Below are 13,266 nucleotides of genomic sequence, written 5' to 3' on the forward strand. Positions count from 1 at the left end.
TGCATAAAATAATATCAATCGTGAGTACAATCTTATCCCATTTAAAAATACAAGTCAACGAAAAAATATATGTTAAAGATCCTGAAACCTCCGCTTTAGGTAAAAAAATTGTAGAACAAAGTATTCTTTTAATAGACGAAATTGGGTTTGACAATTTTACTTTTAAAAAACTAGGAGAGAAAATAGGATCAAACGAAAGCTCGGTATACCGTTACTTTGAAAACAAACATCGATTATTGGTTTATTTATCCTCCTGGTACTGGAGTTGGATGGAATACAAACTGGTTTTTGCTACTGCAAATATCTCAGATCCTAAGGAAAAACTAAAAAAAGCGATAACTATTGTAACCGAAAAAGTAAGGGATGACAATGATACAGTACATATCAATGAAGCCGTTCTCAACAAAATAATTATAGCTGAGTTCACAAAAACACTATACATTAAGGAAATTGATCAAGAAAACAACGAAGGTTTTTTCTTGATGTATAAAAGCGTCATCAATCGAATTGTAGGAATTGTAACCGAAGTAAATCCAGAATATCCGTATGCTAAATCCCTTATTTCTACAATTGTAGAAGGAAGTTTGCACCAGCATTTTCTAACCCAGCATTTAAAAACCATTACCGATTGTAATGACTCCGTAAGCACAACCAATTTTTATTTGAATCTCGCAGAAAACGTTTTGAGATAAAAATATTTTAAAAAATACATCACTACTATTATGACTCCTCTAAAACGATTTTACAACTTACTTGAATTAGACAAAAAAGATGTCTCCCAAATAATTTTTTACGCCATATTTGCTGGATTGATCAGTTTGTCGCTCCCACTTGGAATTCAAGCCATCACTAACTTTATTCAATCTGGAAGAGTGAGTGCTTCGTGGATTGTATTGATTGTTCTGGTCGTTTTTGGAGTAGCCTTAGCGGGGATCCTCTCTTTAATGCAACTTCGGATTACGGAAAATCTACAGCAAAAAATATTCGTTCGCTCCTCATTTGAATTTGCCGCTCGGTTACCAAAAATAAAAACAGAAGAATTACACAACAGTTATCCACCGGAGTTAGCCAATCGCTTTTTTGACACTATGTCCATTCAAAAAGGAACTTCAAAATTATTGATTGATTTTTCGGCAGGTTTATTACAAATTGTTTTTGGAGTAATATTATTGTCCCTTTATCATCCTTATTTTATTGTATTTGGTTTTTTACTTTTTTTCCTTTTGTATTTCATCTTCCGATTTTCTTACAAATCTGGGTTAGAAACTAGTTTAAAAGAATCAAAATTCAAATACAAAGTAGCGAGTTGGCTTCAAGAAATGGCGCGCAACAGCTATAGTTTCAAAAATGAACTCAACTACGATTATGCACTTCAAAAAAATAATTCTTTAGTTGCTGATTACTTGAATTATCGGGAAAAACATTTTAATATTATCAAGAAACAATTCAGTCAGTTAATTATATTCAAAATTATAATTACTACTAGTTTGTTGTCAATAGGAGGTTTTTTAGTGTTATCACAACAAATGAATATTGGGCAATTTGTTGCTGCAGAGATTATCATTTTACTAGTAATTAATTCCTTAGAAAAAATAATTATTGGACTAGAAACTTTCTATGATGTATTAACTTCCATTGAAAAAATAGGACAAGTTACTGACCTGACATTAGAAGAAGAAACTAGTTTTAAAAGTGATGTTTGCTATGCCAATATCTCATTAGAAATTGAGAATCTTACCTTCAAATTTCCCGATTATGATAAAGAAATACTGAATACTATTTCATTGAAAATAAAACAAGGGGAAAAAATAGTAATCGATGGCGAGAATGGTTCTGGAAAAACAACTTTAATTCGAATATTGTCCGGGTTGCTCCAACCCACTTCTGGTTCCTTTTATATCAATGACGATACGTTTCGAAAAATAAACATGAAACAGTATCGATCTCAAATAGGAAGCATCATTTATGGAGAAAAACCATTTGAAGGAACTCTTCAGGAAAACATTACCTTCAATGATCCATTGATAAGTTCCGAGGATTTGAAATGGGCAATTGACGGAGTGCAACTCACCTCGTTTATAAAATCATATCCTAAGGGTTTAGACCAAAATATTTATCCGGAAGGAAAACAGTTATCCTCCTCCAATGCACAAAAAATACTGTTAGCACGAAGTATTATTCACAAGCCGAAAATACTTTTTTATGAAGACCCTACAGATACTATGGATGAAAAAGTAGCCAATGAGATTATTGATTTTATCACTTCGGATAAGAACAAATGGACGATCATTGTGTCCTCTAAAAACCCGTATTGGGAAACCAAAACCAATCGAAAGATTACACTGAAAAATGGTCTTATTCAACTTGATTTAAAAAAATAATTAGCCATGCTAAACATATCCGATAATAAAACGAAATTACCGTCACTCAATCGGTATTCCACCGTAAAAAATTTATCCAACAGACCGCATTATAAAATTTTAAACAGAATTATAGCCACTGTTTCAGCAATTGGTCTTGTTGCTCTTTTCTTGCCTTGGACACAAAATATTTCTGGAACAGGAGCCGTAACTACTTTAAAACCTAGTCAAAGACCACAATCCATTCAGAGTGTAATTTCTGGTCGATTAGAAAAATGGTACGTGCAAGAGGGAGATTTTGTCAATAAAGGAGACACTATTCTTTTTATATCGGAAATTAAAGAAGATTATATGGATCCGAATTTAGTAGCGAATACTAAGAAACAAATGGATGCCAAGAAACAGTCTTTGGAATCTTATGGTTCAAAAGTAAGTACACTTTCAGGTCAAATTAAAGCTATTGAGACCGAAAAAACGTTAAAACTGGAACAAGCCCAAAATAAAATCAAACAAGCCCTTTTAAAAATAAAAAGTGACAGTATGGATTTAGTGGCGGTACGAACACAACTCCGGATTGCTGATACTCAATACAACCGTTCCGTTCAGCTGAACAAAGAAGGTTTAAAACCATTAACTGATATTGAGGAAAAAAGGCTAAAATTACAAGAAGGCGAGGCTAAAATCATAACTCAGGAAAACAAGTACTTAACCAGTAAGAATGAACTTATTAATGCAAAAGTAGAAGTAAACCGAATTACCGCAGAATATGCTGAAAAAGTTTCTAAAGCCAATAGTGATAAATTTACGGCACTCAGCAGTCAATATGATACTGATGCGCAAGTCAATAAACTTGAAAACCAATATGTGAATTACAGCATCCGTAATGGCATGTACTACATCAAAGCATCCCAAAGCGGATACATTAACAGGGCTTTACAATCCGGTTTAGGCGAAACGATAAAAGAAGGAACACCAATTGCTACCATTATGCCTTCAGAGTATGATATTGCAGTAGAAACTTTTGTAAATCCTATTGACTTGCCGCTGTTGAGCAAAGGGGAAAAAGTTCGGGTGTGGTTTGATGGATGGCCAACAATCGTGTTTTCAGGATGGCCAGACATGTCCTACGGAACTTTTGGCGGAGAAATTGTAGCCATTGAAAACTTCATTAGCGAAAATGGAAAATACAGAGTTTTAATCAGCCCTGACAAAGACGAAGATAATTGGCCTAAACAACTAAGTATAGGAGCGGGCGCACAAACTATCGCTTTACTGAATACGGTGCCTGTGTGGTTCGAATTATGGAGAACATTAAATGGTTTTCCTCCTAATTATTACCAACCGGCAACAAAAACAACCAAAGAAAAAAAATAATGAAACAGCTACTTTTCGCATTTTTATTCTTTACACTTGTTGCTACAGCGCAACAGAACGCATCAAAAGAGCTTTCGTATACAGAATTCTTAGGGTATGTGAAAAAATACCATCCGTTAGTTAAAAACGCTAATTTGGAAATAAATAAAGCACAAGCTAATTTGATGATGGCTCGTGGTGGCTTTGATCCAAAAATTGAAGTCGATTTTAGCAAAAAGCAATTCAAAGATCAAGAGTATTATTCGATTTTAAATAGCAGTTTTAAAATACCAACTTGGTACGGAATTGAGATTAAAGCAGGCTTTGACAACAACGAAGGAATTTATCTGAACCCCCAAAACACAGTGCCTAATCAAGGATTGACTTCACTGGGCATCACCATTCCGCTTGGACAAGGATTATTCATAAACCAACGAATGGCTGACGTGAGAAAAGCAAAGATGCAAATACAACTAAGCCAATCTGAAAGGAAACTTCAAGCTATCGTTGTTTTGTATGATGCCTCATTAGCCTATTTTAATTGGAAGAAAAATTTTAACGAGGTTCAGTTGTACCAAGAGTACAGTAGGAATGCAGAAATTCGTTTTAAAGGAATTCAATCCTTAATCAAGCAAGGGGACAAACCGGCAATTGACAGTATTGAAGCAGGAATTATTGTAAAAAACAGACTGCTTAACTTGGAAGATTCAAATCTGAAATTGGCGAAAGCCAAACTAGAACTTTCCACTTTCCTTTGGCTGGAAAATAACATCCCCTTAGAAATTTCAGAAGAACTTATTCCTGAAACCCAATTGGAATTTACAATTCAGGAAAGTTTAAAAACCAATGATTTATTAAATCCTAATTTTTCTATCACCAATCATCCTAAAATAAATGCGCTACAAAGTAAAATTGACATACTCAATGTAGAACGAAAACTAAAAGCCAACATGCTTTTACCAAAGATTGATGTAGGATACTCTTATTTGTCCGAACCCAGTTATATTGACAATTACCAATTTCAGGATTATAAAATAGGGTTGGATTTTTATTTCCCTTTATTTCTAAGAAAAGAACGCGGCAATTTGAAATTGGCAAAATATAAAGTGCAAGAAACTGAATTTATATTAGACTTAGAAAAAGTGCAACTAAGCAATAAAATTAATGCTCAAAAAATTGAGATAGAATCGTTGCTGAAACAAAAAGAGTTAATCAAAGCTTTGGTACAGGATAACATTCTTATGCTTAACTCCGAAGAACGATTGTTTTCTTTTGGCGAAAGTTCCCTATTTCTAATCAATACCAGAGAGAATAATTTAGTAATTGCACAACTTTCGAAAATAGCTCTAGAGAACCGTTTCTACATTTCAAATTCAGAACTTTTTAAAATAATGGCCAATCCGGATTAACTAATTTATAAAATTGTACTTTTGCAAACTGAAAATTTGAAATTATGATTATTGTAAAATCACGTGAAGAAATAGAATTAATGCGCGAAAGTGCCTTAATCGTATCCAAAACATTAGGAATGATTGCTTCAGAAATTAAAGAGGGCGTCACCACTTTATACCTGGACAAATTAGCTGAAGCATTTATTCGTGATCATGGCGCTGAACCCAGTTTTCTGGGATTGTATGGTTTTCCAAACTCCCTTTGTATGAGTCCAAACGCACAAGTAGTTCATGGAATCCCAAATAATAAACCCTTAGAAAGCGGTGATGTTATTTCAGTAGATTGTGGAGCTTATAAAAACGGATACCATGGGGATCATGCGTATTCTTTCGAAATTGGTGAAGTCGCACCGGAAACCAAAAGATTATTACAGGTAACTAAAGAATCTTTATATGTAGGAATCCGCGAATTAAAAATAGGCAATCGTGTAGAAGATGTAGGAAATGCCATTCAAAGATATACGGAAGCCCATGGTTATGGTGTAGTCCGGGAATTAGTAGGACACGGCTTAGGACAAAAAATGCACGAAGATCCTGAGATGCCTAATTATGGTAAAAAAGGAAGAGGAAAGCTTTTTGTTGAAGGAATGGTTGTTGCCATTGAGCCCATGATTAATATGGGTACCCGAAACATCAAACAGTTAAAAGACGGGTGGACAATTCTAACTGCCGATGGAAAACCAAGTGCCCATTTCGAACATGATGTAGCTATTATCGATGGTAAACCAGAGATTTTATCCACTTTTGCTTATGTTTACAAAGCTTTGGGAATTGTAAGCAATGAAGAAGATGAGTTTAGACAAAAACCTTTAGTGCTGTAATGAAAAAACTTTTTAAACTTATACTCAATACTATTCCCCGCCCGATACTCATTCGTTTGAGTTATGTGGCCCGTCCCGTTCTTGCATTTGCTTTAAAGGGAACTCAATTTACAGATCCTATTGACGGAAAAAGTTTCAAAATGTTTCTGCCTTACGGGTATGGAACTCAACGAAACAATGTGCTTTCGCCCAGTACACTTTCCTTGGAAAGACACCGTTTATTATGGTTGTATTTAAATGAAGAAACTGATTTTTTCACCTCTACAGTAAAAAAGAAAGTATTGCATTTTGCACCCGAACAAGCCTTTTACAAACTGTTTAGAAATCAAAAAAATTTAGAATATACAACAACTGATTTATTTTCGCCCTTGGCGGATGTAAAGGCTGACATTTGTAATTTGCCTTTTGAAGACAATCAATATGATGTCATTCTTTGCAATCATGTTTTAGAACACATTCCGGATGACACGAAAGCCATGCAGGAATTGTATCGGGTTTTAAAGCCAGGTGGAATGGCAATTCTACAAATTCCACAGGATTTATCCAGAGCCACCACTTTTGCTGATGACACCATTACGGATCAAAAAGAACGTGCTAAAATCTTTGGTCAATACGATCATGTTCGTATTTATGGTCGCGATTATTTTGATAAATTACGAAATATCGGTTTTAAAGTAATCGAAGAAAAATACACCACTAAAATTGCACCGGAGTTAGTAGAAAAATATTGTTTGGCCAAAGGAGAAATTATTCCGGTTTGTTTTAAATAATTTATACCAATAAAAAACCTGCTAAATTTAACTTTAGCAGGTTTATAGTTTAAAAATGATTTCGTTTATTTTTTTTCCGGCATTAACATTCCAATTACTTTATCTTTAGTAAGATATTGTTTTGCAACATTCTGAATTTCCTTTGCGGTAACTGCATTTACAGCTTCTTCAAATTTTAACACTTCATCAGGACTATTTCCATTGACATAAGATCTTGTGAAATTAGACAACCAATATCTGTTTTCCTTACTCTCTTTTCTATAATCAGCCAGCTCCCCTTCTTTAAATTTAGCTACATCTTTTTCATCCGGTCCATTATCAATAATATTCTGAAGCACTTTCAAAGCCGATGCGGTCAATTTCTCGGCATTATCTGGCCCACATGGGAAACCAATAGTAAAGCTAAACGACTCGTTTGGCACTTTAACCATGCTTCCTCTTGCTGACACCCCGTAAACTCCACTTTCGTTTTCGCGCAATTGCTCTATCAATTTGATGGTTAACACTTCCCCTAATGCCTGCATAGTCATCGCATTCTTAGCGGAATAGTTAGCATCCCCGTAATACATTATGGTTACATTGCTTTTAGGATCCGTACCTTTATTCACTACTTTTTTTAGATCTCCTTTTAGCATTCGATATCCTAAATCAACTGCTTTCTCTTTTTTATCGGATGCTGGTAAAGACGCTATGTATTTGATCGCATATTCTTCCAGAGTTTTATCATCTATGTTTCCAACAAAATAAAATTCAAAATCAGCAGCATTAGCAAAACGTTCTTTATATTTAGTATAGGCTAATGTATAATCCGTCTCTTCCCAAGTTGCAGCTGAAGGAATCAATCCATTGAATCTGGGATTTTCCTTATTTAAGTAGGTATAAAACTCTTGTTGAAAATAAAAATTTGGTTGTGAAGCCATATTATTAAAGAAAGCACCTTGTTTTTGTTTATACCCTTCAAAAGCAGCCATATCCATGTTTAAATCTGTGAAGTAAGCATACGTCATTTGGAATAAATATTCTAAATCTTTAGGAGTTGCACTCCCTCTTAATCCTTCAGTAGTAATCCCAATATAAGGATTTACTCTTGCTATTTTCCCCGTCATGAATTTATTGATATCATTCAATTTTAATCCCGAGAAACCAGCTTCAGTTAATGCGCCATTTGCAAATTGAACTTTTTTCATATCGGCTGTAGAATATAAATTACTCCCACCAAAACTAATTGCTTCGAATAGTACCTCATCATTCTTAAAATCAGTATTCTTGTAAGTAACTTTAGCACCATTGGATAAAACTAATGTTTTGGTGCCAATATTCACATTGCTTTCACGCTTGACAACAGTTCCTGGCGAGACTTTATTTCGGATTAAACTGGCCACAACAGCAACATCTTTATACGGTGTGATATCACTTATATTGATTTTTAACGCCTCTAAAACTTGTTGTTCTGTAACTTTTTTCAACCCTTCTTTTTCAGGACCGGTAAGAATAATGACACGGTTGTCTTCTTTGACATAATCCTTAATCAAACTATTAACATCCTTCAAATCAATTAAAGGCATCAATTGTTTTACGGTTTGATACGTCCATTCAATTCCGGGAACAGGTTCTTTTTCTAAAAAATTAGCTTGGTATTCCCCAACAAAATTAACGGAATTGGTTTTATCTCTGTCATTAAATGCTTTTTCGATAGAAGCTAGAAAATCTGCTTTGGAACGGTCTAATTCTCCTTGAGTGAATCCAAATTTCTTCGCTCTTTCATTTTCTGTTACCAATACTTTCAAAGCACTCAACTGCTTATCTTCCTGAGACATTGCCACGGATTGATAGGCTTTTTTATTTCGGGCAAAAGTTCCGCCATAAAAGGAATATCCATAAGTAAATGGAGGTGTTGGAGAATTAGTCAATTCATCCAATCGCGTATTCAAAATCGTACTGAATAATCCCTCAACTATATAATTCTTAAAATCACCTATATTCACTACGGGCTTGGGAGTACCATAATCTTTATAAATCAATTGCACTTGTGCACTTGAAGCCTCTTTATCACTTTCGACAGCTACAAAAGTTGCCTCATGCTGAGGAACATCATAAACTTTTCTTGGTTTTTCGTTTGCTGGATTTTTATAGCTTGAGAAATGAGCTATAATTTTCTTTTCCATTGCAGCAACGTCAATATCACCTACAACAATTACACTCATCAAATTAGGTCGGTACCAATCTTTATAGAAATTAATTAATGATTGGTGTTTGAATTTTTCTAAAATTTCTTTTTGACCAATTGGCAAACGCTCTGCATAATGGGAATTATGCATCAATTTAGAAATGTAACGGCTTTGCATTCTTTTTCCTGCCCCTAACCCTAACCTGTATTCTTCCAGAACAACTCCTCTTTCTTTATCAATTTCTTCTGGAGTCAAAACAGTATTAAAAGCCCAATCCTCGATTATTTGAAATCCTTTTTCAAGTTTTTCGGGATTGTCGGATGGAATTGGCAAGAAATAGACCGTTTCATCAAAACTAGTATAGGCATTCAAATGTTGTCCAAACTTTACCCCTATACTTTGCAAATAATCCACTAATTGATTCTTTGGAAAACGCTTGGTCCCATTGAAACACATGTGTTCCATAAAATGCGCCAATCCTTGCTGATCGTCTGCTTCTAAAATAGATCCTGCATTAACCACTAGACGAAGATCTACCTTATTTTCCGGTTTGGCATTTTTCTTGATGTAATAGGTTAATCCATTTTCCAGTTTTCCAGTTTTTACGCTCGGATCAAAAGGAATGGTTTTTGAATAATCCATTTGCTGTGCAAAAACAGCTAATGGAAATAGTAAAACACTAAATACTAAATTGTTGACTTTTTTCATAAAGTTTGTTTGTTTAAAGTAAAACTAATTAGTTAACTTTAAAAATTAAAATATTTTAAGATAAAATTAACAGATATTACGCACAAAAAATGTCTTGCTAAAAATTAAGATTTACCAATACCAAAAGGGAATTGTTATATTTACAAAATATTAAGTTTTACAAAATGAAAAACCCTTTTCTCAAAACAGCTTCTTTTATTCTTATTACATTTTCTTCTTTTTTTTCTTTCTCACAAATAGAAAAAGAAGTAATTCCACCTTATAATATTAAGACTATTTCATTCGTACAAAATGACCAAAACACAATTTCAATTTTCAAATTAGGAGAAGGTTTTCAATTGCAATTTGATGATCTCTTTGGCAATGAAGTTAATTATTATTACGAAATTATTCATTGTGATTACAATTGGAGACCTACGGAAATTCCAAAAAACGAATATCTGGAAGGATTTGATAACCAAAGAATTCAGGACTATACCAATTCATTTAATACATTACAAATCTATTCGCATTACAAATTAGCAATTCCCAATCAGTTTACACAGCAATTAAAGATTAGCGGAAATTACATGGTTAAAGTTTTAAACGAAAATAAGGAGGTCGTATTTTCGAGAAAAATTATTCTATATGAAGATCTTGTTACGGTTCCCATTCAAGTAAAGCGGGCACGAACGGTTAACAACATTGAGGCAAAGCAGAATTTAGATTTTACCATTAGATCAAATACACTTATTTTCCAAACTCCGTTACGAAATGTAAAAGTGATTTTACTTCAAAATGGGGAATTGAATAGTGCGGTGAAAAATATAATTCCACAATACACTATCGGGAATGATTTGATTTACAAATACGATTCAGAAACTCAGTTTTGGGCGGGAAATGAATTTTTATTTTTCGAAAACAAAGACATAAGAGCTGCTAACAATGCTATCGCCAGAGTAGATTTCAACACTCCGGTTTATGGTTCTTTTTTATATACTAATAGCGCTAGAGGCAACTTTCCATATTCGTTTACCCAAGATGTAAATGGCGAATTTGTAGTCAAAAATTTTAATGTTGCCAACAGCGAAATTGAGGCTGATTATGCTTGGGTCTACTTTAGTCTTTCTGCCCCCACTTTCAACAGCAACAAAAACATTTACGTTACTGGAATGTTCAATAATTACACTTTAATTCCAGAATACAAAATGGATTACAATCCCAAAAAAGGAATTTATGAGAAAGCAATTTTAATTAAACAGGGATTCACTAACTTCCAGTACAGGCTAGCCGATAATCAGGGTGTTATTGATTATGAAAACGCAATTGACGGCAATTTTTATCAAACCGAAAATGAGTATACTATTCTAGTCTATTACAGAGAAAATATTGATCGATATGACAGAGTAGTGGGAAAAGGAATGGCTAATTCATTAAATATTATCAACTAAAAAAACTTTTTGGGAATTTCACAAAATGAGGTCATTTTTTTGTAAATTTGTGAATATAAATCTACTATTCATCCATTTAATATGGTTTCTCAAATTACAAGAGGTATAAAAATTTCGGTCTTGACTAGTTTTGAAGGCACCTACTTCAAAAACTATAAAATTCATTTTGCCTTTAGTTATGTAATTACTATAGAAAATCATAGTAAGGATTCCGTTCAATTAATCACCCGCCATTGGGAGATTTCTGATTCCTTAAATGAAATCGAGATTGTTGATGGTGAAGGCGTAATTGGGAAAAAACCCGTTTTAAAACCGGGAGAGTTCCACACATATAGCTCTGGATGTTTATTATCGTCTCCCTACGGCGCAATGAAAGGATATTTCAATATGATAAATTTCACTTCAACAAAAAACTTCAAAGTTATCGTACCTACTTTTAGACTCTGTGCGCCATTTGCTTTGAATTAAATTCCAACAGTTTTATTAGAATTTTAACTCCCTATCAGATTCTATGATTGATGAAATATTAGTACCTTTACCAATCAATTTTTGATTATAATTAAAATCTATTTAATATGCCAAAAGGAATTTACAACGTCCCAAAAGCGTTTAACGAAACCGTTAAGTCTTACGCTCCAGGAAGTCCGGAAAGAGAAGAAGTTCTAGCCACTTTCAAGAAAATGTATAATGAAACAGTTGATGTGCCTTTATACATTGGAGGAGAAGAAATCCGAACAGGAAAAACAAAATCAATCAATCCTCCTTTTGACCACAAACACACTGTGGGACAGTATCACGAGGCCAATAAAGAACATATAGAAAAAGCCATTTCAACAGCTCTAGAAGCTAAAAAGAAATGGGCAAATTTAGCTTGGGAACACAGAGCATCCATATTTTTAAAAGCAGCTGAATTACTTGCCGGACCGTATCGAGCCAAAATAAATGCGGCGACTATGATTGCTCAGGCAAAAACAGTTCACCAAGCTGAAATTGACGCAGCCTGTGAGTTTATTGATTTCTTGCGCTATAATGTGCAGTTTATGACTCAAATTTATGCCGAACAACCGGCTTCATCAGAAGGCGTTTGGAATAGATTAGAACACAGACCATTAGAAGGATTTGTATATGCCATCACTCCGTTTAACTTTACAGCAATCGCCGGTAATTTACCAGCTGCTCCAGCATTAATGGGGAATGTTGTTGTTTGGAAACCAAGTGCGACACAAATTTATTCTGCAAATGTAATTGTAGAAGTATTCAAACTGGCCGGATTACCGGATGGTGTAATCAATGTAGTTTATGGAGACTCAGCCATGATTTCTGAAACGTTATTAGGAAGTCGTGATTTTGCTGGAATTCACTTTACTGGTTCAACTCGTGTCTTCAATGACATTTGGGGAAAAATTGGACAAAACATCAGTAACTACAAAACATATCCAAGAATCGTAGGAGAAACAGGAGGTAAAGATTTTGTTGTAGCGCATTCTTCCGCTATTCCTGCTCAAGTTGCTACAGCACTTTCCAGAGGAGCTTTCGAGTACCAGGGACAAAAATGTTCCGCTGCTTCAAGAGCATATATCCCACAATCATTATGGCCAGAAGTAAAAAAGTTATTAGTAGCTGATTTAGCTTCCATGAAAATGGGATCGCCGGCAGACACCACTAATTTTGTTTCTTCGGTAATTTCAGAAGGTTCATTTGACAAATTAGCTGGTTTTATTGACCAAGCTAAGAAAGATACTGATGCCGAAATTATTGCAGGAGGAAATTATGACAAATCTGTTGGATATTTTATTGAGCCAACCGTTATCGTAACTACAAATCCAAAATACACTACAATGGAAACCGAATTATTCGGACCAGTATTGACTATTTACGTTTACGAGGATGCAAAATGGGAAGAAACACTTATATTAGTAGATTCAACTTCTGAATATGCATTGACAGGAGCGGTCTTGAGCCAAGACCGTTATGCCATTGAATATGCGATGAAAGTTTTAGAAAATGCTGCAGGTAATTTCTACATTAACGACAAACCAACTGGAGCAGTGGTAGGGCAACAACCATTTGGTGGTGCCAGAGGTTCAGGAACAAATGACAAAGCAGGTTCCGTATTGAACTTATTGCGTTGGGTTTCCCCAAGAACAATCAAAGAAACATTTGTTACTCCAGAGAATTACCGATATCCATTTTTAGGAGAATAAG

10 protein-coding genes are annotated in these 13,266 nt (G+C 34.4%); 9 read left to right on the forward strand and 1 reads right to left on the reverse strand.

What is annotated here, in order from left to right:
- Positions 1-20 precede the first annotated feature (20 nt).
- Genes ACNQF9_RS01925 through ACNQF9_RS01950 form a run of 6 tightly spaced genes read left to right on the forward strand, consistent with a single transcriptional unit; the run spans position 21 to position 6,755 of the window.
- On the forward strand, positions 21-692 hold the full coding sequence (locus tag ACNQF9_RS01925) for a TetR/AcrR family transcriptional regulator (protein ID WP_417989522.1): 672 nt from the start codon (positions 21-23) through the stop codon (positions 690-692).
- Positions 693-722: 30 nt separating this feature from the next.
- Entirely contained in the window at positions 723-2,381 is a 1,659-nt protein-coding gene (locus tag ACNQF9_RS01930; protein WP_417958574.1) for a peptidase domain-containing ABC transporter, read from the forward strand.
- A gap of 6 nt (positions 2,382-2,387) precedes the next feature.
- Positions 2,388-3,734 (forward strand): HlyD family secretion protein, encoded by a 1,347-nt coding sequence (locus ACNQF9_RS01935; protein ID WP_417958575.1) that lies wholly within the window; start codon positions 2,388-2,390, stop codon positions 3,732-3,734.
- The gene (locus tag ACNQF9_RS01940) at positions 3,734-5,122 is read left to right on the forward strand and encodes a TolC family protein (RefSeq protein WP_417958576.1); all 1,389 of its coding nucleotides are present in this window, start codon (positions 3,734-3,736) and stop codon (positions 5,120-5,122) included. The genes ACNQF9_RS01935 and ACNQF9_RS01940 overlap by 1 nt, the downstream gene beginning before the upstream one ends.
- Before the next feature lie 44 nt (positions 5,123-5,166).
- The gene (map, locus tag ACNQF9_RS01945; RefSeq protein ID WP_417958577.1) at positions 5,167-5,985 is read left to right on the forward strand and encodes a type I methionyl aminopeptidase; all 819 of its coding nucleotides are present in this window, start codon (positions 5,167-5,169) and stop codon (positions 5,983-5,985) included.
- A complete protein-coding gene (locus ACNQF9_RS01950) occupies positions 5,985-6,755 on the forward strand; it encodes a class I SAM-dependent methyltransferase (RefSeq protein WP_417958578.1) in 771 nt (256 codons plus the stop codon). The genes map and ACNQF9_RS01950 overlap by 1 nt, the downstream gene beginning before the upstream one ends.
- A gap of 65 nt (positions 6,756-6,820) precedes the next feature.
- Here the strand turns inward: ACNQF9_RS01950 and ACNQF9_RS01955 are convergent, their stop codons facing one another.
- Positions 6,821-9,631 carry a M16 family metallopeptidase gene (locus ACNQF9_RS01955; protein WP_417989523.1) on the reverse strand — a complete coding sequence of 937 codons (2,811 nt, stop codon included), beginning with the start codon at positions 9,629-9,631 and terminating at the stop codon, positions 6,821-6,823.
- A 164-nt stretch (positions 9,632-9,795) separates the two neighbouring features.
- Here ACNQF9_RS01955 and ACNQF9_RS01960 point away from each other — a divergent pair, with 164 nt between their 5' ends.
- The 3 genes from ACNQF9_RS01960 to pruA all read left to right on the forward strand — a co-directional run bounded on the left by ACNQF9_RS01960 (position 9,796) and on the right by pruA (position 13,265).
- Positions 9,796-11,061, forward strand: a complete 1,266-nt coding sequence (locus ACNQF9_RS01960) for a type IX secretion system plug protein (RefSeq protein ID WP_417989524.1) — start codon at positions 9,796-9,798, stop codon at positions 11,059-11,061.
- An 81-nt stretch (positions 11,062-11,142) separates the two neighbouring features.
- Positions 11,143-11,529 carry a Co2+/Mg2+ efflux protein ApaG gene (apaG, locus tag ACNQF9_RS01965; RefSeq protein WP_417958581.1) on the forward strand — a complete coding sequence of 129 codons (387 nt, stop codon included), beginning with the start codon at positions 11,143-11,145 and terminating at the stop codon, positions 11,527-11,529.
- Between the two features lie 107 nt (positions 11,530-11,636).
- The gene (gene pruA / locus ACNQF9_RS01970; RefSeq protein WP_417958582.1) at positions 11,637-13,265 is read left to right on the forward strand and encodes an L-glutamate gamma-semialdehyde dehydrogenase; all 1,629 of its coding nucleotides are present in this window, start codon (positions 11,637-11,639) and stop codon (positions 13,263-13,265) included.
- Position 13,266 lies beyond the last annotated feature (1 nt).

The sequence above is a fragment of the Flavobacterium amylolyticum genome, from assembly GCF_048284335.1.
Classification (GTDB): Bacteria; Bacteroidota; Bacteroidia; order Flavobacteriales; family Flavobacteriaceae; genus Flavobacterium.

Bases quoted from the DNA above. Each gene is read 5' to 3' on its own strand.
- ACNQF9_RS01930 (WP_417958574.1), top strand. From the start codon at position 723: ATGACTCCTCTAAAACGATTTTACAACTTACTTGAATTAGACAAAAAA.
- ACNQF9_RS01935 (WP_417958575.1), top strand. From the start codon at position 2,388: ATGCTAAACATATCCGATAATAAAACGAAATTACCGTCACTCAATCGG.
- ACNQF9_RS01940 (WP_417958576.1), top strand. From the start codon at position 3,734: ATGAAACAGCTACTTTTCGCATTTTTATTCTTTACACTTGTTGCTACA.
- map (WP_417958577.1), top strand. From the start codon at position 5,167: ATGATTATTGTAAAATCACGTGAAGAAATAGAATTAATGCGCGAAAGT.
- ACNQF9_RS01950 (WP_417958578.1), top strand. From the start codon at position 5,985: ATGAAAAAACTTTTTAAACTTATACTCAATACTATTCCCCGCCCGATA.
- ACNQF9_RS01955 (WP_417989523.1), bottom strand. From the start codon at position 9,631: ATGAAAAAAGTCAACAATTTAGTATTTAGTGTTTTACTATTTCCATTA.
- ACNQF9_RS01960 (WP_417989524.1), top strand. From the start codon at position 9,796: ATGAAAAACCCTTTTCTCAAAACAGCTTCTTTTATTCTTATTACATTT.
- apaG (WP_417958581.1), top strand. From the start codon at position 11,143: ATGGTTTCTCAAATTACAAGAGGTATAAAAATTTCGGTCTTGACTAGT.
- pruA (WP_417958582.1), top strand. From the start codon at position 11,637: ATGCCAAAAGGAATTTACAACGTCCCAAAAGCGTTTAACGAAACCGTT.